Raw genomic sequence first — 19098 nt, 5'->3', positions numbered from 1 at the left:
AGAAGAGATGCGCCTATTTATGTAAAGGGTCATCCGGTTGAAAATATCAATGGATATTTATGGTGATATGTATTTGTGGATGGTGTAAGATCTTGAAAAAAAGAAGGGAGGGATTCGTAGTGCGAACTTGTCAAAACTGTGGAACAAAGTGGTCTTGGTTTAGTTCTATAAAGAAATTATTGACGTTTCGTAAAAGTATGAAATGTAGTCATTGCGGGAAAATTCAATATCAAAGTAAGTCTTCGAGAAATACTACATCTTTATTAATTTTACTCCCCATTATCACTATACCATTTACTGTATTGTTTGATTTATCCATTATGTCTGTACTTCTCATGGAAATTACCTTACTATTTGTAGCTCTATTAATTATGCCATTATTTTTGAAATTAACTGATAAAGAAGAACCCTTATGGTAAAGAAAGAGGCTGCACCAGATATTTCCTATTCACATCCTCATATCAACACAACAATCGGGCGCAGTTAATGAACCTGGTTAATGAATTTAAACTAAATGAATCGTGGATGGGCGTACTTTATTATACAAAATTTGGATATATTGATTGAACTTTAAATCTTAATTTTCCGTAGAAAGAAAAAACTGAATCGGGAGGAAGAAAATGTTTAATGATAAACCAAAGCGTATAAATTGCGGTAAAGAAATTAAAGATGATGAAGTGGTTTTGATAAAAATGCGATACCCTAAGAATAAAGGTTTTACTGAAATAAAAGCTTTTTTTAAAAATGAAGGGAAATTCATTTGCGAAGAATGTTTTGAAAACAAATAAGAATAAATTCCGCAATCGGGCGCAATTATCGAAAGATGATCGCGCCTATTTCATGTTTGGGCCATTTAATGGAATAACACCTTTAAAAAATGAATCCTTGTCTTAGAGATTAGAATTGATTGTGAAATACTGTACTTTAAGTAATGGGTATTATTTGAAGTACAACTGGTATAATTATCTTTAAGAAAATCGGCATTTTTGGGGTGGATTAATATAAATAATTGGATTGCACTTACAAAAACTGAAGAAAAAACCGTTTGGAAAAAGGTGTATAAAGATTTTAAGTTTAAACCAAGTATCTCAAAATTTCCATCATTTGATGTACCAAGCCCATTCATCTCATATAATATTTCAGCTTATCGAAATTGGTCAGGAGATAAAGATGAATATGAAAAGGTTTATAAAGACCTTGAAGACAAATCATTATTAGCTTTTCAAGAATTGACGAATAAAGATGAATATTTTTATGCCTTAGATTGGCAACATCCATGTTATTGGGTTAATCCCTTTATAGAATTTCCCAGAGACGAATTTAATGAATGGATAATACCTGTTTTTCCTGATGGTGATTATTACTTCTTTATACAAAAGGATTTTAAATGGGGATTTTTAGGCCATCCTTGGGAAAAAACCATAACCATATTCGGCAAGGGTCTAATCCAAGTTTTTGAAAAAAATAAACCAAAAATGCTTAACACAGTTTTAAGGAAAGGTTAATCACTTACCTTTGAACAAAAATGGGCTGCAGAAGTCAACGTTATCTTTATTTACATCGTTAAAGGGCGGTTTAGTTAAAGATGAAAGATATTATAAATGTTAAAATGAGACTTAATAGGAGGCGAAATTACTCTTGAATAAGACTCAAGTGAAGGTTTATTTCAGCTTGTTTGGAGATGACTTTCCATTAGATGAAGTAACGGAAAAGTTAGAAGTAACACCTACCGACACAAATAAAAAAGGCCATATAATTCCAAACCGTTCAACTATTATTAGAAAAGAAACAAGTTGGGATTTAGGAACAGGCTACCAAGTTTCACTTGATGTAAATGATCAACTAAAACAAATTATAGATAGGCTACAAAATAAGTCATCAATAATTAACGAAATAAAAGAGGCTTATTCCTTGGAGTGTAAATTCTTTATTGAAATAAAAATAGAAAAGGGAAATACCCCAGCTTTATATTTGGATAAAGACATTATAAAATTTGCATCAAGTATTGAAGCTGAATTTGATGTAGATTTGTATGCTAATCCTTATAATGATTTTGGAGAATAAAAAAATACAAACTTTATTTCACTAATGGGCGCGAAAATGCAACAACTTGGACTGTTAATTTTTAGCAGTCCATTTTTCTCGGCCTTTAATCAATTAAAGGAGCAGTATAGTCGAAAAAAAGATATGCTAAACTAAAAAAGTGATTTTCTTTTTACGTTTTTAATATTTTTCCATATATTTAATAAAAGGTGGTTAAATAAATGACTATTCATCACTCTTTAGTTTATTACATAAGAATAGGATACTTACCTATTCTTGATAGATACCGATTAAAAGATATTAATTCAGAATACGGTTGTTTTATAGGTTTAGATGTGTGTTTTCCACTACATAAAGTATTGGAGATGGAAGCTCAAAGCTTAGAAGGTACTTGGAATGAAGTAAATTATTATGTTGCTAATGCCTTCAGAATTATAACTGATGAGTATAATGAAGAACTAGGGATTGAAGAAGCAGAAAAATTAAGGGATGTTGATAGGGAAATTATTCATGAAATTGAATATCAACTAAAAGCACCTCCCACTGCTTGCTATCCTATTTATTTTATATCGGTTGGTGATGGTACAGAAGAACGACTTGTTTACATTGGAAAAACTTCCTCAAAAACACATCGTTTCTCTGGCGGTCATAGTGCTGCACTTAAACTTCATGCACCTGAATATGAGGGGCTTTCCAAACATATCTATTTTGGTACAGTTGTCTTTTTAGACCATGAAAAAAATTATATGCCTTTAGAATTTATACAACCATTTGAGGATGCCAAAAACCTATTAAGTAATTTAGAGGCTGGTCTAATATACGATCTGAAGCCTGAATTAAATTCAACCTATTTAAATAAGAAACATGCAATTTTTGATATGTTAGTAAATATTGAAAACCATTCAAGTAGGTCTAATTTACTTGAAAATATGCAGGTCTCTATTCAAAGTTAACTATTATTTTTAGGTATTGTATTGGGTTTAAAACTAAATTAAGTTAGTCTGTAGATAATTTGTTTCTATGAGAATTTTGTCCTTTAAATACGCTTGTGAAATAATGTACTTAAACTTACTGGAAGTTATATACAGTATCAGCAAAAAAATGTTGATGTGATACACCTTTTATCATTGTTTATATGTATCCGTAGATAAGCGGTTAAGGACTTGACTTGGAGCCTCTGTGGGTACGATTTGTCTTGAAAGGCTGAAGCAGTTGTTTCATCAGGCATCCAAGCATATCATACCCACCTCTCCAAGTAAAGTCCTATGTTTGTTAACGTTGAAATCTATAAATACTTACTGTAGATAATGCTTCTATAAAGATAGAAATTTGGCACTTTTACTATCTTTACTTACGTTGAATACGGTAGAAAATCATACTGTAGAAAAGGGGGCGTTAGTTCAACAAGACATATTACATACGATCTTCAGCAATCGGGCGCGATTATCAAAAAGGTGATCACGCCTAATAAATCCTCGGAGGTGCACTGGCACCTCTTTTTTTGGGTTGACAAATTTTTAAAATATTAATAAAGTTTAATTGTTAACCAAACAAAAAAATAGTTTACAATTAAAGGGGAGAAACAAATGACAAATCAACAATTGAAATTAAGAATGATGATTGTGACAGCACTTTTTGCTGCAATTATTGGTGTAATGGCTCAAATTACAATTCCACTTCCGCTCGTTCCAATTACAGGACAAACTCTTGCTATTGGCTTAGCAGCAACAATCCTAGGTTCTCGTTATGGAACCTTATCGGTCATTTTATATTTAATTATTGGTTCTGCAGGAGTACCAGTATTCGCTGATTTTTCAGGTGGAGTTTCAAAGCTTATCGGACCTACTGGAGGTTATTTAGTGGGCTTCCTTCCAACTGCCTTCCTAGTCGGATGGTTTATGGAAAAAACAGCCTTCAACTTCAAGAATGCTGTGATTGCTAATAGTATTGGAATGCTCATTACTTTGGCATTAGGCACTGCTTGGCTAAAGATTGCTGCCGAGCTTTCTTGGTCAGCTGCTTTTGCAGGAGGATTTACTCCATTTATCATTGTTGGGTTAATCAAGGCTGCCCTTGCTTCGTGGATTGGTGTCTTAGTTCGAAACCGATTGATTTCTGCTAGGCTATTGTTTTTAGAAAATAAAGACCAAACAAAATCAACCTAAAGAATATTGATGATTTGTAGTTTATTCTTCAGCTCCCTCGCAGGGAAAGGCTAATTAACTTTTAATTCTCCCGTAAATGGGTTCCAATCCGTGCAAATAAAGCTTTATTATTTATGCAACTAATGGGGGCTTTCCAGAAGGAGCAGTGCTTTTTTATTTTAGATTAGTCCGCTTATAAAGGTAATGAATATAAAGTTAAAGCAAAGGGAAACAAATTAAATATTCAACCATGGGAAAAGATTACATTAAATGTTTTTATGCCGTTTGAAGGTATAGGTGATAAATCTTTGTTAGGAATAGATAACCCTAGTATTCAAATAATTGGTTATTTGGATAATATTGAAAACAAACATAAATTTAGTATTAGAGGGGACTTGAACAAAAATTAAAGTGGAGTCTTCTTTAACGGGTGCTTTACTTCATTAAGGGGTAAAGCCTTTTTTCTTATTCAAGTAATGGTCTAGTTGGTTGTAGGAGATATGGGAAAATAAAGCTTTAAATTAAAGGGTTTTAAACAGTATTAAGTCGAAATTAAACCTATGTTGTATTTCAAAAAGGAAAGGAAAAGAGAAATAAAGTGAGAATAGACAACAAAACTTTAGAAGCTATAAAAGTGTTCTCCCTGGTTGTAATTGCAATTAGCTCAGTGTGCATTGCCTTTTGGTTGGCCCAAATTATTTCTCTTTTAGAGGTTATCGGTGGTAATTTAAGTGGAATTAACACAAGCCTGTTTGATTTAGTAAATATGGAATAGGTTCGAACCAAATTAGGGAGCGTGTAATCAAGAATGGATTAACGCTTTTTGAACTAAGGCGGGCAGTTTAGTGCAACAAAATAATATCTATCAACCCATTTACTTATTGATTTTCTATGCGTTATTGCTCAAACAAAACTAAGACCAAGCAATAATATATAAATCACCACTGCTGATAGCCCAAGAAATGTAATTACCCTCCAAAATCCTTTTGCAGGAAAAGCTAATACAAGGGAAATTCCAAATAAAATCAATTCAATAATTGAACCCCAAAATCCATTCAGATTAGAAATATTGTGTGCAAAAAACGCAAAAAGTAATGCTAAAACAAAAAATGCAAAAGAAGCTATACTTAAATATTTTTTTTGCATTATATAACACTCCTACCTAGAAAATTTAATTAATAAATGTTTATACGTTGAATAATATCCAATATTTCCTATTATATCATTGATTTTCGTTTTAAAATTGTTCACACTTAATCTAGTAGACTATAAAAGTTGGAAGTTGGTGTGAGAAAGAACTGATATTTGCATGTTGTGATTAATATACTGATTGAATTTTAAAATAGTTTATGTTGGTTGTTCCACAATCGGGCGCATTTCTCAAACAAGAGATGTGCCAATTTTTGTTATGGGCTAGATTGTTGAGGAAACCTCCCAAGATTGTGAAAGTTTTCACGGTTAGTTTAGTGGAAGAAGGAATTTATTAATTCAATCTCAAGTGTGATAAAATACAAAAAATAAAAGATCCGGAGGGGGATATTTTGCGAAAGGTGGAAGTATGTTCATACAATGAGAAATGGGCTCAAATGTTTATGGAAGAAGCTGAAAAACTAAATCATATTTTCAGGAATGAAATCGTAGATATTCATCACATTGGTAGTACATCTGTTCTAGGGTTAAAAGCAAAACCAACAATAGACATAATGCCTGTTGTTAATGATATTAACAATGTTGATAAATATAATTTAGAGATGCAAGAAATCGGATATGAACCTAAAGGTGAAAACGGAATACCTGGACGGAGATACTTTCAAAAAGGTGGGGACAATCGCTCTCATCACGTTCATATCTATCAGATTGGAAGTTATGAAATAAAACGACACTTGGCTTTTCGCGATTATTTAAAATCACATACAGATGAAATAAAGAATTATGGTGAATTAAAAGAGAAATTAGCAGACATAGAATTAAAAGCACTTGAATGGTATGAAGAAAATAACAATAAATCATTAAACAACCGATTATAAATACTGAGCTAACAGGTACTTGAGTGAAAGTTTAGGGCAATGAACGCTAATGCGGTCATTTTTTCTTATTGAGCAAACGGGCGTTTATCCTATCAAAGAGTCGTAGCTGAGGCTCTTTTTTTGATATAACTTACTGACGTTTAATTGAAGAAATAAATTATATAATTAATAGAATATTAGCAGCTAAAGGAGAAAAAAGTAATGATAAATTATAATGGACGTAATTTTGTTTCGGTTGAAAATACAGAGAATGGAGAGGTTTCTTCACAAACTTTTTTTGAATACAAGCAAAATGGACATATCATCTCAGGAACGTACAGTGGTGGAGAGATTGTTCAGGGGATATTAATTGGCATAGTCAAGGATGACGGGGTTTTAGAATTTAGATACAACCACGTTAATAATAAGAATGAAATTAGGGGTGGACACTGTATTTCTACCCCTAAAATCTTACCAGGCGGAAGAATTAGACTGTATGAGAATTGGAAATGGCTTGATGCAGAAGAAACTGAAGGAAGTTCAATCATTGAAGAAGTTGTTGGGTGAACTTATAAAAATAATAAAGTATTTCTTGTTCCATTAAAGGGCGCTTGAATTGAACAACGAATGGACTGCTTCGGCAGTCCATTTTGCATATCGTCCATTATGACGAAAGGGCAGTTTAGCTCAAGAAGGAGAATGAGTATTTATGTGGAATAAATTAGTAATAAAATTTTATAATGATGGGTAATTTTAGTTGAATGGGAAAATTGAGATATGGAGTGACAGGATTGAAAAAAGCATTAGTAATGGGTGGCACTGAGTTTGTAGGAATGGCAATTCTAAAAGGTTTAATATCAAAGGGGTACCAAGTAGATTTTTTAACTAGAGGAATTAAAAAAGTTTTTATCCAGGGTTACAATAAACATTATATTTGTGATAGAAAAAATGAAAATGAAATAAAAAAATGCCTAAGTGGGATTGAGTATGATTATATCTTTGATATTTCAGCTTATTCACGTAAGGATGTTGAAATTTTATTAAAATCAGTCAAGTTATCTAGAATAACGCGTTACTGTTTTTTAAGTTCGGGCGCTGTATATACTATGTCTAAAAACTACCTTTATGAAAATAGTGAACGAGGTACAAACCCTAATTGGGGAATGTATGGACTGGACAAAAAGGAAGCAGAAGATTATCTTTTTAATTTGAGTAAAAGTAATGGTTTTCCAATGGTCATCTTCCGCCCGTCATATATTTATGGAGAAGGAAACAATCTTTATCGAGAGTCTTATTTCTTTCATAGAATTTTAAATAATCAACCGATACCAATTCCGAATACAGGTAAAAAAACGCAGTTCATACATATTAATGATGTTGTAGATATTATTCTAGATTCTATAACAAACGATAAAACTGTAGGTGAGGCATATAATTTAACGCATCCAAGCGAATTTGAGTGGATAGAGTTTGTTGAGATAATTCAAAAAATCGTTTCAAAACAAACAACGATTTTAAGTGTAAGTCAGGAGGATATGAATAATCTAAATATAACTCCTCGGCAGTTTTTTCCTTTTAGAGATATTACCTATTTAATGGATATAAATAAACTAAAAGAACATAATCTTATTTTACCTCGTATTAATATAGAGGAAGGTTTGCAAGCTAGTTTTGATTGGTTTTTACAGCAAAATGTAAAAGAGCAATTTGATTGTATGAAAGAGTTAAGAAGAGTAACAAATTATTGTTTACAGAAAAATGATTTCTTATAAGTAAGGATGCTTTTTATTTCCACAAGTAATATTACACTTAAACCAATTAATAAAGGCTACTTGTTGTTCTATAAAAGGGCGCAATCCTCTAACAAGGATCAGCGCTATTTTTATTTTTGACCATTAAATTGAATAAGGCTTTTTGAATTTAATGGCAGGATAGTTGAACGGGGGAATTTCTGATAAGTCTAACTAATCTGGGTTAAAATTTACAAATACTTGAGAGGAGAGATAGTATGCAAAAGGTTGGAATTGTCGGAGGAATGGGACCAGAGTCAACAGTAGATTATTACCAATCAATAATTTCAAAGTTTCAAGAAAAGATAGGAAGTCAAGAAGACTTACCAGAACTCTTTATCAATAGTATTAATATGTATAAGATGTTTAATTTGCTTATTAAAGGACAGACAGAAAAGTTAATAAACTACTTGGCTGATGCAGTTCAAAGGCTAGAAAATATAGGGTCTGATTTTGTGGTGATTTCTGCAAATACGCCACATATTGTTTTTGAACAAGTTCAACAAAGAGTCAAAGTACCTATGATAAGTATTGTAGAAGAAACTTATATAAAGGCTGAAGAAATGGGTTTAGAAAAGGTTGGTCTTTTAGGAACCAAGTTTACGATGGAAAGTGATTTTTTCAAAAAACCTTTTATTTCTAATCACAAGGATATTATAGTGCCGAACCGGTTAGAACAGGATTTCATACATAAAAAGATTGTTGAAGAATTAGAAAATGGTATTGTGAACATTGAAACAAAAGAAGAATTTTTAAATATCGTCACTCAAATGATAAAAAGAGATAATATACAAGGAGTCATATTGGGTTGTACAGAACTCCCTATGTTAATCAAAAATGATGATTTAAATATCCATCAATTAAATACAACAGAAATTCACGTTAATAAGATTGTAGATGTCATTTTTATGGATAAAAAATTATTTACCTTATTAAACTAAAGGTGACTTAAATTAATAAAGAGAAATAAATGATCTTTAACAAAACGGGCGCGATTATCAAAAGATGATCACGCCTATTTCATGTTTGGGCCAGATTGTTTAAGATCAAAGTTGAAATAGGTTAGAGATTGTGAAGAATTGTACTTAAAGTAACTGGCAGGATAGCTTAATAACAAAATTACTACAAAAATATTCATAATATTTCAAACGTTTAAACAAACAACAAGGTTTCTCACACATATTGGTCGAATATGTAATTTTGTAACGTAGACCATCTAAAAAGGAGTCGGATAAACTATGAAAACACGAGTAACGGAGATTTTTGGAATTAAATATCCAATTATACAAGGAGGACTTGCTTACCTTGCTTATGCTGAACTGGCGGCCGCGGTCTCAAATGCAGGAGGACTCGGACAAATTACTGCGGCAACGCTAGGTACACCAGAAAAACTACGGGAGGAAATTCGTAAAGTACGTACTCTCACCAATAATCCATTTGGAGTAAACTTTGCGATTGCAAAGCACGATAACGGTGGAAAATTTCAGAAATTGCTTGAAGTTGCAATTGAGGAAAAGGTACCCGCTATCTCTTTAACCGGAGCGAACCCACAACCTGTATTTGAACGAATTAAAGGAGAAAATATTCGTACGCTTGTCCTCGTAGCGGGTGTTAGACAGGCACAGAAAGCGGAACAGCTAGGTGCAGATGCTGTAATGGTGGTTGGACAAGAAGGCGGAGGGCATTTAGGACGAGAAGATATTGGCACAATGGTTCTTACTCCTAGTGTGGTCGATTCCGTATCGATTCCAGTATTAGCAAGTGGTGGGATTGGAGATGGACGAGGTTTGTTGGCAGCTTTTGCACTTGGGGCAGAAGGAATTGAAATGGGTACTCGCTTTATTGCGACCCAAGAGTGTGTTCACGCAAACGAGAAATATAAGCAGGCAATCGTAAATGCAAAAGAGACGGATACAGTAGTTATTAAGAGAACATTAGGTACACCGGGGCGTGTTCTTAAAAATGGCTTTGCATTGAATATTATCGAACGTGAACAGGAAGGAGCAACCTACGAAGACCTAATAGATGTGATTAGCGGTAAAGCAAATCTCAAATATATCTATGATGGTAATGAAGGAGAAGGTTTTGGATGGGCTGGACAGGTAATTGGTCTTATCGAAACTATACCGACAGTACAGGAGTTATTTGACGAGATGATTCAAACTGCGGAAAAAGGATTGTACCGTATAGGTAATATTATCAAAGAACGGATCAATAGATAATTATTTGAAAATGGTGCTACTTTGTAACCATTTTATCGTTCTCCGACAGAAGACTTCCACCTCAAGGAATGTGAAGGTGGAGCCCAATGAGTAGGTGGGAGATGAATGTCGGTTGGCGTTAGCCAAAACGTTCCTCACCATGGCATAATAAGAACTAACGTTCCTGTTTATTGAGGTGAGATTCATGCTGGTCAACAAAGCCTATAAATTTCGTCTTTATCCAAATAAAAAACAGATTGAATTAATTAATAAAACCGTCGGATGTTCAAGATTTGTCTTCAATTTTTTTCTAGGCAAACAAAAAGAAAAAGATGCTTATTGGTATATTGTCGAAGAACTGGTTCAAAACGGTCAACTTCCGATGAATAACTGGAGGGGCCAATTCCTAAACAAATATGAAACAGTAAAATCACTGCCTGAACTTAAGAAGCATTATTCTTTTTTGCAGGAAGTCGACAGTATTGCTTTGCAAAAATCGGTTGAGAACTTAGCGGATTCCTGTGGTCGATATTACAAAAAGCAGAATAAACAACCACGTTTTAAATCAAAAAAGAATAGAGTTCAATCCTATACCACTAAACAGACGAATGGGAATATAGCTGTCATGAACAACTATATAAAATTACCAAAGCTAGGTCATGTCCGTTTTGCGAAAAGTCGTGAAGTAGAAGGAAGAATTTTGAATGCAACCATTAGACGAAATCCTTCTGGTAAATACTTTGTTTCTCTCGGAACGGAAATAGAAGTAGCAGAATTATCTAAATCAAACTCTGTTGTTGGAGTGGATCTGGGCATTAAAAACTTTGCCATTCTTTCAGATGGAACGATCTATTCCAATCCAAAGTTTTTCCGTACACTTAAAGAAAAGTTAGTCAAAGCACAACAAACTATGAGCAGACGAACGATAGGCGGTGCGTACTAGTACAAGGCCAAAAAAAAGTCGCGCGTATTCATGAGAGAATAACGAACGCAAGAAAAGACCATTTAGACAAATCTCCACCCAAATTGTCAAAAACCACGACATTATTGGGATGGAAGATTTGTCCGTATCAAACATGTTAAAGAATCATCATCTTGCCAAAGCCATTAGTGAGGTATCTTGGTCGCAACCAAAAGTATGATTGAATATAAGGCGAAATGGGACGGTAGACAAGTCATATCCGTAGCCAGTTAAACAAAGATTGATTAATTGGGAGTTATAAGATGAAAAATAAAAAAAGAAATAGAGACGGCTTTTTTAAAGATACCCTAATTGAGTTTATATTTGAAGTGGTTTGGAACATCTTAATGTTTATACCAAGAATGATAATTCGCTTAATAGGGCACATTTGGTGAAGTGATTAGTCAAAATAGAGCTAACGAGGTCGATTGAAAATAAGAGCAGTCGCTTTTTTACAAACGGGGTAGCATCCCTGTAATCAATGAAAGTGCGGGTCAAGTTTGTGAAAAAACGTACTTAAAGTAACGAGGTCTTTAGCACAATAACTTTGGAACTTTTGCGGGTTTACCGTGTTATTCAATATTCCATGAACGGGTGCGACTCTTGAAAAGAAGGGCCTTTTTTTCTGATTGGATTCCGGATAAGTTTTTTATAAACAACTGGTTAGGTAAAGAGGAAATATTTAGGGCTTTAAAGAATGAATTAGCTTGAAGAATTGACATTGTAGGGAGTGATGTAAATGCCTGTTATCACGGTGAAATTGGCTAAAGGAAGAACCATTAAACAAAAACAACAATTTGTTGAAGCAATTACAAATGAAGCAGTTAAATCATTAAATGTAAATAAGGAATGGGTTACAGTAATTTTTGATGAATACGATAGGGAAAACTGGGCTTCAAACGGACAACTACATTCCCTTAAATTTGGTGAGGGATTTGGAAAGATAGGAACAGAAAAATAGTTTCAAATACTTGGATCTTCAACAATCGGGCGCTATCCTGCAAGAAAGGATTAGCGCTTAATTTCATTTTAGGGACAGATTGCGAAGGAAGAATGGCTGACTTTACACAAGGTAAATTAGTTAAGGATAAATAGTGGTGAACCGAAAAAAGGCGCTTTTGAGTGGAACTATTATTTGGGATTTTGTGCATAATTTTGGAACCAATACCCATTTCAAACGTAAGTAATGTAAAAGACTTAGTGTTGGGAGGCATAAGTATGAGGCAGCTTTATATAAAGCAGAAGGTATTCAGTCTTAGCGGGAAATTTACAGTAAAGGATCAGCAGGAGAAGGATATATATTACGTGGAGGGAAGTTTTATGCAAGTTCCAAAGACTTTCTCTATTATGAATACAGCAAGAGATGAAGTAGCACTCATTACGAAAAAGGTGTTCAGCTTTTTACCAAAGTTTTTGGTTGAGGTGAATGGTCGAGAGGTATTAACAATTAAGAAGGAATTTTCCTTCTTAAAAGCACGATATACAATTGATGCGGCAGGCATTGAAGTAAATGGTAATTGGTGGGATATGGATTTTCAAGTTTTAGAGCATGGCAAAATCGTAGGTAAAGTGGGCAAGGAGTGGTTCACTTGGGGCGATAGCTACAAGGTTCAAATAATAGATGAAGAGATGGAAACCATTATGATTGCACTCGTTGTTGCCATCGATTGTGTGAAGGCTGATCAAGGAGCTGCTTCCTCAGCAGCGTCGATTTAAAGTAGAGGTGTAAAATTAAAAGGCTGACAGTTTTAAAAAATCACTACTTTAATAGGTGCGGTGAACCGTATCATAAATAAATGACAAGGCCATTTGGTACCAAGGTTTTATATTCGTTCTTCAGCAAACGGGTGCAATTCTGCAGCAAGAATTGTACTCTTTCTTTTTGTTAGGGCCATTTAACGGAACAACACCTTTAAAGAAAAATGGATCCTAATATTAAAGTTTAGAAGGGATTGTGAAATTCTGTACTTAAAGTAACTGTGCAGTATAGTGGAAGAAAGAAGTAATCATAAAAGGAGTTTCTTTAGTGTCATCGAATATATACTATATATTTATGGGGGGGGATAGGATGGATAAAGTTAAAAAATATCATTTATCAAAGTTTAATAAGCTATTATTCCTTTTTCCACCCCTATATTTAATTCATGATCTTGAAGAGATTCTAACAGTAGAGAAATTCCTCGTAGAAAATTCAAACATTATACCGTTTCGTGTAACAACATTGGAGTTTTCATTTGCTTTTACCCTATTATGGATTTTAGCTTCAATAGGTTGTTATAAAGCCTTTTTAGATAAGAAGTTTATTGGTATGAATCCAACTACTTACCTTTCATTTTTAGTCCCTGGAATACTCTTGGCAAACGGCATTGGCCATTTGTTACAATTCATTTTCTTCAAAGACTATGTTCCAGGGATAATTACATCAATCTTCATTCTACTTCCCTATTCATTTTTAACAGCTAAGTTTCTTATTACTGAAAGGGTATTAACAATAAAAAGGATTCTAAGCTATTTAATACTAGGTTTTGTTTTACAAGCACCTCTTGCACTGGTGGCACATTTTATATCAAAATTAACATTATCATTGTTGTTGAACTAAAGGGTGCTTATCTTGAATTAGGTTTTAGTAACAACCTTCCACGAACGGGCGCTTTAATGGAATAAGTACTAAGCTCATTTTTTTTGTGTATAACTAGGGAATAAAAGAATATGTTTGATTAATGAGCAAGCAAAGTTACAGGCTTCTAATATGTAGATATCATTATATGTTTTTGATTTAGATACTCATATCGGGTGTCTTTTTCATTATCAATACATTTGTAGAATGATGATTATTGGGGATGTGCACTTTTTAGTTATAGGGGGTTATGACTATGAAAAATACCCACCTATGTCTCAAGGATCAAATATGATTCAAGGACAGAGGAGATAGTATATATCAAGGAATGTAACACTTTAGTGCAAAGCTGGGAACCCGATGCTGTTGCTGTTTCACACCTGAATTTCTTCAACTTGTCATTAGCTAATCAGCGTATGCAGTTTCGCCCAAATACATCAAGACAAGCGCCATTGGTCGTGACCAATCGAAACTCCATCCGAACCGTTTCTGCAAGAAGCTGTTCCCGCTCATCTAAGTCTCAAAATCCGGTCTGAAAACAGCAGTAAAGACCCTGTCTAATGATTACTACGTTGATTTTCTGCATCGGTACAACTCACTTGACCTCTTATTTTGCGTGACTTAAGGGCATTCTCACGGTTATTTTTACACTATGGGGCCTACTAAACGACAGCGTTTTGACAGTGGGAGCGGCTTTGACCCGGTAGGGCTTATTTATTGTGATTTTAATAAAACATTTAAAAAATAAAAAGCAATCATTTACTCTAAGATTTTTCATAATATGATACCTTTAATTGGTAGTTTTAAAGAAAATAAGGTTGTAATTAAAATAAATGAAAAGCAGCAAACTGAAGTACCAAAGAATAACGCTTCATTGGGGAGGATATTAATCATTGTTATTATTTTATATACTGTCTGTCCTATGTTAGTGAAAAGTGGAAGAAATGATGTAATATCTTTCCCTAAAGAATGAGTTACTAAAACTTTCTCCAGAAGTTTTAGTAACTCATCCGTTTAGACTTTAGAAAAAATCTATACCATCTGCTTTTTTTTTATAAAAATACTATTCAGGACTGATTTTCCGTTAAAATAAACATTGTCGATTTTCACAATAGTTTTTCACAAATTATCAATGTTCAAATATACTTGTGTTTGATAATTAGTTATTAGGCGTGATATAAGTGTAAAAGAAGTGGAACATTTAGCCTTATATTTTTTGACCGAGAGTTTGAAGTTGTATCCATAGTGAGAGGATTTGAGTTTGAAATGATAGATAATTTTTGGCGTGATTTACCACGACCATTTTTTGTACTTGCACCAATGGAAGATGTGACAGATGTTGTTTTTCGTCACGTAGTAAGTGAAGCCGGTCGCCCGGATGTATTTTTCACAGAGTTTACAAACTCGGATAGCTATTGTCATCCAGAGGGCATGCAAAGTGTGCGTGGCCGTTTGCTTTTTACAGAAGATGAACAGCCAATGGTGGCACATATTTGGGGGGATAATCCTGAATATTTCCGTAAAATGAGTATTGGCATGGCAGAACTAGGATTTAAAGGCATCGATATTAATATGGGCTGCCCTGTACCGAATGTGTCATCGAGAGGGAAAGGTAGTGGCCTTATTCTGCGTCCAGACGTTGCAGCAGAACTTATTCAAGCAGCAAAAGCGGGCGGACTGCCTGTCAGCGTGAAAACACGACTTGGCTATAAGGAGGTTCAGGAGTGGGAGGAGTGGCTAACGCATATTTTTAAACAGGATATTGCTAACCTTTCTATTCATTTACGTACAAGAAAGGAAATGAGCCAAGTAGATGCGCATTGGGAGCTAATTCCGGAAATCAAAAAATTACGTGACCGTATCGCACCAAATACGCTGCTAACAATCAATGGAGACATTCCTGACCGTCAAACTGGGCTTCAGCTTGCTGAACAATATGGTATTGATGGCGTTATGATCGGGCGAGGTATTTTTAAAAATCCTTATGCTTTTGAAATAGAGCCAAAAGAGCATAGCAGTAAAGAATACCTTGATCTTTTAAGACTGCAGCTTGATCTTCAAGATCATAATGCGGAAGCACTGCCACGTTCAATCACAGGGCTTCATCGCTTTTTCAAAATTTATGTCAAAGGATTCCGTGGAGCTGGTGAATTAAGAAATCAATTGATGAACACGAAATCAACAGATGAAGTGCGTGCATTGCTTGATAACTTTGGAAAAGAATGTTGATGGGACGGGGACAGTTATACGGTTATAGGTTTGATTAAAAGATTTACATCATCAATAAGGGCACTTGTTTTTAAACAAACTCCCTTATTATTTAATAAATCATCATCTTTGTGTTATTTCTGGTGGAGGAAATCCTCGATTGAAATTACATTTGCATACATACTTTGAAGTGCGCTGACAAACCATAATGAACCTGTTCTGCTGGAACAACCTTATCTAGGTAAGACAAATCCTTTGTCGCACATGCATCTTCAATTAGTGTAGTTTCAAAGCCTAGATCCACTGCAGCTCTAACTGTTGCATCAATACACATATGAGTCATCATACCTACAACCACAACCTTGGTTACACCTTTTTCACTTATAGACAAGATTACAAAAAAATCATAAAAACAGCTAAAAAGGTATAATTCTCACGGATATTGAGAATTATACCTTTTTGCTTAAGGGGACTTTTTCAGTGCCTAGTTTGGTACCCAGTTCAAAAGAATATGGCAGAAAAGCAGTCCAACAGTATATGGAAAAACAAGGAATTTCAAAGGGTAATATAGTAATAAAAATTCCTAGCCGTAACCACCATAACCATATCCGTAGTAATCAGCCATGTAAAATCCCCCTTTTTTATAAATTAAAAATATCTTCGACCAACAAAGGCAGAACCTACGATAATAAGTAGAATAAACAGTACAACAATTATTGCGAAACTTCCGCTCCATGGAGGGTTAACAGAATAGTTTTGTCCCGATAACAAAACCTATCAGAATGAAAACGATAATATATAAAGGAGATTACATATGCTGAAAAAGATAGTGAAAATCCTTCAAGCACTCCTATTTGTAATTATCAGTGCATGTTTTGTTTTGCTTGTTTGGGGTAAAATTGACAGAACAGCAGCCGAAAAAAGGATGGTATTTGACAAGCAGCCCATCCAATACCCGATTCGTCAAAGTAAAATTACTTTGTATACGGACGGGAAACAATTTAACAATCAATTATTCTCAGATATAAGTAAAGCAAAACATTACGTGTATATCAACTTTTTCTCTATTGCTGATGATAAAGTAAGTCATCAGTTTCTGGATTTATTGAGGCAAAAAAGCCTGGGAGGTGTAGAAGTATATTATGCAGTGGACAGGCTAGGTGGAATTTTACTTAAGAAAAAGGAAATAGAATTATTGGTTAAAGCAGGAGTGCATTTTACGTATTACAATAAGCCTGCTTTTCCTTATCTTTTTTCTTCTTTGGATCATCGGAATCATCGGCGTATTTCAATTATTGATGGAAGGATTGGGTACATTGGCGGATTTAACATCGGCAAGAAGTATATAGGAGAAAAAGCAAAACTCGGTCACTGGAGAGATTATCACCTTCAAATACGAGGAGAAGGAGTTCAAGATCTAAAAGATCAATTTGTATTAGACTGGAAGAAAAACACGGAGCAACAGATTCCAATACACAGCGCGACAAAGGAAAAGGGAGCAACCTTGCATCAATTTACTGCATATTATAGCGGAGAAAAGCTTGGGCAAGATTATGCAATGCTGTTTCATCAAGCAAAAGAGTCCATCATTATAGAAACACCTTATTTTATACTAAACGACAGAGCTATTTGGAACTCAATAGTGGATGCAAGAAAAAGAGGAGTCCGTGTTAAAATTCTGTTCTCACCCCATTCGGATGCACTGTTAGTTAAAGAAGCAGCGTATCCATATATTCGAAAAGCATTAAAACAGGGAATAGAAGTATATGGTTATAAAAAGGGAGTGTTACACGCTAAAGTATTCTTGATTGATGAAACCGTATTGATGGTTGGGACCGTAAATTTTGATTCGCGCTCGTTTCATTTAAATGAAGAAATGAACTGTTATATCCATGACCCTGTCTATATTTCTAAAATAAAGCCAGTTATCAATAAAGACATCCAAAATTCAAAACGAGTAACATCCTCTGACGTCAATCAATTATCTATAAAAGAAAAAATTAAAGAAAAGGTTGCAAAAATGATTGAGTACTATTTGTAAAAACTAAGTATTTATATTTTAAGGAGTTGTAAACTGTATTCTATTAGACTAAATTAATTTACTGATTCAAAAAAGAAAGCTATGGAGTACATAAATGCAATCACTATTTTTATGGGTGAAATGGGTTTAAATAAGGTTTATCAAAACTTTTTAGAGATATGGTCTGACGAGGTTACGAATCAAAATGCTTTTTTCTTTTATCTAAAATGGGGTGGGCAAAGGCGTACCTACTCAAGAAATCAATGAGTTAGCAAAGTTAACATTAAGAAATGTTATTTGGTGTATTTATTGAGGGAGTATAGTTGCATAAGAATAAATTCCAGAAGATCGCCATTAGAGTCAATCTTTTTCTTTTCACTGTTTTAGATAAAAAAGTTACTATTTGAAAGCACGTTGTAAACAAATTTATCGTGATAATATTTTATGAAGTAGAAAAAACTATTGTTTAGGAAAGGAGGGATTGCGAATGTCTGTTAAAAAATGGGTAACAGGATTGGTCGTTGTGCTTGCAATGGTTATGACAACTCTGGGTTCACTTGGCGTATCTGCCGAATCCGGTGTTGTACCTCAGCCTAGTGAGAGGGTGAATTCGATTGAGGTTGAGTTGAACGATGATTACTTTAATCCGAAAATCATCACTATTACGAATGGAACAACCACAACGTTGATATTGAAAAACAAAGGCAAGAAAGAGCACACCTTCACAGTGAAAAAGCTCGGCATTGACGCCGAGGTCCAGCCAGGAAAAGAAAAAAACATTACCGTGACACCGAAACAGCCCGGTACATATGAACTTATATGTCGGTACCATTTCCAGGAAGGAATGGTTGGAAAGGTAATAGTCAGATAAAAAGCAGGGCACAATAGTGCCTTGCTTTTTTAATAGGCAAAGTAAATTTACTTATTTGTACCCAGACATCATCATAACAACTAACTTTCCTGCACAAACGGAAGTACTCTTCTTAGTCTAAAGGCTAAGTTTTAGCGGGATTCTTTATTAAGTTTATTTTTCATTACAAAGGATATTAATGTTTGGATTATTTCCACCTCTAAGGGTAAATCCTTGTAAGTGATTTCTCAAATGTAA

Annotated in this window: 23 protein-coding genes; 20 read left to right on the top strand and 3 right to left on the bottom strand. The window is 34.2% G+C overall.

Annotation, left to right across the window (positions count from 1 at the left end; genetic code table 11):
• Nucleotides 1–119: 119 nt before the first annotated feature.
• From B1NLA3E_RS14190 to B1NLA3E_RS25370, 7 genes are all read left to right on the top strand, one after another.
• Entirely contained in the window at nt 120–419 is a 300-nt protein-coding gene (locus B1NLA3E_RS14190; protein ID WP_015594526.1) for a TIGR04104 family putative zinc finger protein, read from the top strand.
• 201 nt (nt 420–620) lie between these two features.
• The gene (locus tag B1NLA3E_RS14185; protein ID WP_015594525.1) at nt 621–788 is read left to right on the top strand and encodes a hypothetical protein; all 168 of its coding nucleotides are present in this window, start codon (nt 621–623) and stop codon (nt 786–788) included.
• Nucleotides 789–1001: 213 nt separating this feature from the next.
• A complete protein-coding gene (locus B1NLA3E_RS14180; protein WP_041581120.1) occupies nt 1002–1505 on the top strand; it encodes a DUF2716 domain-containing protein in 504 nt (167 codons plus the stop codon).
• A 133-nt stretch (nt 1506–1638) separates the two neighbouring features.
• Nucleotides 1639–2064 (top strand): DUF4279 domain-containing protein, encoded by a 426-nt coding sequence (locus B1NLA3E_RS14175; RefSeq protein WP_015594523.1) that lies wholly within the window; start codon nt 1639–1641, stop codon nt 2062–2064.
• Nucleotides 2065–2264: 200 nt separating this feature from the next.
• Entirely contained in the window at nt 2265–2996 is a 732-nt protein-coding gene (locus B1NLA3E_RS14170) for a hypothetical protein (protein WP_015594522.1), read from the top strand.
• A gap of 633 nt (nt 2997–3629) precedes the next feature.
• Entirely contained in the window at nt 3630–4208 is a 579-nt protein-coding gene (locus tag B1NLA3E_RS14165; protein WP_015594521.1) for a biotin transporter BioY, read from the top strand.
• Between the two features lie 577 nt (nt 4209–4785).
• On the top strand, nt 4786–4962 hold the full coding sequence (locus B1NLA3E_RS25370; protein WP_187292108.1) for a hypothetical protein: 177 nt from the start codon (nt 4786–4788) through the stop codon (nt 4960–4962).
• 128 nt (nt 4963–5090) lie between these two features.
• Here the strand turns inward: B1NLA3E_RS25370 and B1NLA3E_RS14160 are convergent, their stop codons facing one another.
• A complete protein-coding gene (locus B1NLA3E_RS14160; RefSeq protein WP_015594520.1) occupies nt 5091–5333 on the bottom strand; it encodes a hypothetical protein in 243 nt (80 codons plus the stop codon).
• A gap of 395 nt (nt 5334–5728) precedes the next feature.
• On the opposite strand from B1NLA3E_RS14160, the gene B1NLA3E_RS14155 reads away from it, so the two are divergent.
• The 10 genes from B1NLA3E_RS14155 to B1NLA3E_RS14105 all read left to right on the top strand — a co-directional run bounded on the left by B1NLA3E_RS14155 (nt 5729) and on the right by B1NLA3E_RS14105 (nt 15991).
• Nucleotides 5729–6214, top strand: coding sequence for a GrpB family protein (locus tag B1NLA3E_RS14155; RefSeq protein ID WP_015594519.1), 486 nt, complete (start codon nt 5729–5731; stop codon nt 6212–6214).
• Between the two features lie 201 nt (nt 6215–6415).
• Entirely contained in the window at nt 6416–6760 is a 345-nt protein-coding gene (locus B1NLA3E_RS14150; protein ID WP_015594518.1) for a hypothetical protein, read from the top strand.
• A gap of 224 nt (nt 6761–6984) precedes the next feature.
• Complete coding sequence (locus B1NLA3E_RS14145) at nt 6985–7965, top strand: NAD-dependent epimerase/dehydratase family protein (protein WP_015594517.1); 981 nt, start codon at nt 6985–6987, stop codon at nt 7963–7965.
• A gap of 236 nt (nt 7966–8201) precedes the next feature.
• Nucleotides 8202–8924, top strand: a complete 723-nt coding sequence (locus tag B1NLA3E_RS14140) for an aspartate/glutamate racemase family protein (protein ID WP_015594516.1) — start codon at nt 8202–8204, stop codon at nt 8922–8924.
• Nucleotides 8925–9221: 297 nt separating this feature from the next.
• Nucleotides 9222–10205, top strand: a complete 984-nt coding sequence (locus B1NLA3E_RS14135; protein ID WP_015594515.1) for an NAD(P)H-dependent flavin oxidoreductase — start codon at nt 9222–9224, stop codon at nt 10203–10205.
• 184 nt (nt 10206–10389) lie between these two features.
• Complete coding sequence (locus B1NLA3E_RS14130; RefSeq protein WP_015594514.1) at nt 10390–11127, top strand: RNA-guided endonuclease TnpB family protein; 738 nt, start codon at nt 10390–10392, stop codon at nt 11125–11127.
• 757 nt (nt 11128–11884) lie between these two features.
• Nucleotides 11885–12106: a tautomerase family protein gene (locus tag B1NLA3E_RS14125; protein WP_015594513.1), complete on the top strand. Its 222-nt coding sequence runs from the start codon at nt 11885–11887 to the stop codon at nt 12104–12106.
• 257 nt (nt 12107–12363) lie between these two features.
• Complete coding sequence (locus tag B1NLA3E_RS14120) at nt 12364–12861, top strand: LURP-one-related/scramblase family protein (RefSeq protein ID WP_041580550.1); 498 nt, start codon at nt 12364–12366, stop codon at nt 12859–12861.
• Between the two features lie 352 nt (nt 12862–13213).
• Nucleotides 13214–13744, top strand: coding sequence for an HXXEE domain-containing protein (locus tag B1NLA3E_RS14115; protein ID WP_051120158.1), 531 nt, complete (start codon nt 13214–13216; stop codon nt 13742–13744).
• Nucleotides 13745–15028: 1284 nt separating this feature from the next.
• Nucleotides 15029–15991 (top strand): tRNA dihydrouridine synthase, encoded by a 963-nt coding sequence (locus tag B1NLA3E_RS14105; protein WP_041581116.1) that lies wholly within the window; start codon nt 15029–15031, stop codon nt 15989–15991.
• Nucleotides 15992–16136: 145 nt separating this feature from the next.
• On the opposite strand, the gene B1NLA3E_RS14100 is transcribed toward B1NLA3E_RS14105, so the two are convergent.
• On the bottom strand, nt 16137–16361 hold the full coding sequence (locus tag B1NLA3E_RS14100; RefSeq protein ID WP_236619580.1) for an isochorismatase family protein: 225 nt from the start codon (nt 16359–16361) through the stop codon (nt 16137–16139).
• 89 nt (nt 16362–16450) lie between these two features.
• On the opposite strand from B1NLA3E_RS14100, the gene B1NLA3E_RS25365 reads away from it, so the two are divergent.
• Nucleotides 16451–16666, top strand: coding sequence for a hypothetical protein (locus B1NLA3E_RS25365; RefSeq protein ID WP_041580548.1), 216 nt, complete (start codon nt 16451–16453; stop codon nt 16664–16666).
• Here the strand turns inward: B1NLA3E_RS25365 and B1NLA3E_RS24085 are convergent.
• Entirely contained in the window at nt 16619–16741 is a 123-nt protein-coding gene (locus B1NLA3E_RS24085) for a YjcZ family sporulation protein (RefSeq protein WP_083935103.1), read from the bottom strand. The two genes, B1NLA3E_RS25365 and B1NLA3E_RS24085, sit on opposite strands and share 48 nt — an antisense overlap.
• 43 nt (nt 16742–16784) lie before the next feature.
• Here B1NLA3E_RS24085 and B1NLA3E_RS14090 point away from each other — a divergent pair, with 43 nt between their 5' ends.
• Both B1NLA3E_RS14090 and B1NLA3E_RS14085 read left to right on the top strand, forming a co-directional pair.
• Nucleotides 16785–18011 carry a phospholipase D-like domain-containing protein gene (locus B1NLA3E_RS14090; protein ID WP_015594509.1) on the top strand — a complete coding sequence of 409 codons (1227 nt, stop codon included), beginning with the start codon at nt 16785–16787 and terminating at the stop codon, nt 18009–18011.
• A 466-nt stretch (nt 18012–18477) separates the two neighbouring features.
• Entirely contained in the window at nt 18478–18861 is a 384-nt protein-coding gene (locus B1NLA3E_RS14085; RefSeq protein WP_015594508.1) for a cupredoxin domain-containing protein, read from the top strand.
• Nucleotides 18862–19098 lie beyond the last annotated feature (237 nt).

Source organism: Bacillus sp. 1NLA3E, assembly GCF_000242895.2.
In the GTDB taxonomy this organism is placed as follows: domain Bacteria; phylum Bacillota; class Bacilli; order Bacillales; family Cytobacillaceae; genus Bacillus_BU.
This window is presented reverse-complemented; position numbering and strand designations above follow the sequence as displayed.

What these genes read in the sequence shown, in the direction of transcription:
- B1NLA3E_RS14185 (WP_015594525.1), top strand. Translation starts at nt 621, where the DNA reads ATGTTTAATGATAAACCAAAGCGTATAAATTGCGGTAAAGAAATTAAA.
- B1NLA3E_RS14170 (WP_015594522.1), top strand. Translation starts at nt 2,265, where the DNA reads ATGACTATTCATCACTCTTTAGTTTATTACATAAGAATAGGATACTTA.
- B1NLA3E_RS14165 (WP_015594521.1), top strand. Translation starts at nt 3,630, where the DNA reads ATGACAAATCAACAATTGAAATTAAGAATGATGATTGTGACAGCACTT.
- B1NLA3E_RS14160 (WP_015594520.1), bottom strand. Translation starts at nt 5,333, where the DNA reads ATGCAAAAAAAATATTTAAGTATAGCTTCTTTTGCATTTTTTGTTTTA.
- B1NLA3E_RS14150 (WP_015594518.1), top strand. Translation starts at nt 6,416, where the DNA reads ATGATAAATTATAATGGACGTAATTTTGTTTCGGTTGAAAATACAGAG.
- B1NLA3E_RS14140 (WP_015594516.1), top strand. Translation starts at nt 8,202, where the DNA reads ATGCAAAAGGTTGGAATTGTCGGAGGAATGGGACCAGAGTCAACAGTA.
- B1NLA3E_RS14135 (WP_015594515.1), top strand. Translation starts at nt 9,222, where the DNA reads ATGAAAACACGAGTAACGGAGATTTTTGGAATTAAATATCCAATTATA.
- B1NLA3E_RS14130 (WP_015594514.1), top strand. Translation starts at nt 10,390, where the DNA reads ATGCTGGTCAACAAAGCCTATAAATTTCGTCTTTATCCAAATAAAAAA.
- B1NLA3E_RS14125 (WP_015594513.1), top strand. Translation starts at nt 11,885, where the DNA reads ATGCCTGTTATCACGGTGAAATTGGCTAAAGGAAGAACCATTAAACAA.
- B1NLA3E_RS14120 (WP_041580550.1), top strand. Translation starts at nt 12,364, where the DNA reads ATGAGGCAGCTTTATATAAAGCAGAAGGTATTCAGTCTTAGCGGGAAA.
- B1NLA3E_RS14115 (WP_051120158.1), top strand. Translation starts at nt 13,214, where the DNA reads ATGGATAAAGTTAAAAAATATCATTTATCAAAGTTTAATAAGCTATTA.
- B1NLA3E_RS14105 (WP_041581116.1), top strand. Translation starts at nt 15,029, where the DNA reads ATGATAGATAATTTTTGGCGTGATTTACCACGACCATTTTTTGTACTT.
- B1NLA3E_RS14090 (WP_015594509.1), top strand. Translation starts at nt 16,785, where the DNA reads ATGCTGAAAAAGATAGTGAAAATCCTTCAAGCACTCCTATTTGTAATT.
- B1NLA3E_RS14085 (WP_015594508.1), top strand. Translation starts at nt 18,478, where the DNA reads ATGTCTGTTAAAAAATGGGTAACAGGATTGGTCGTTGTGCTTGCAATG.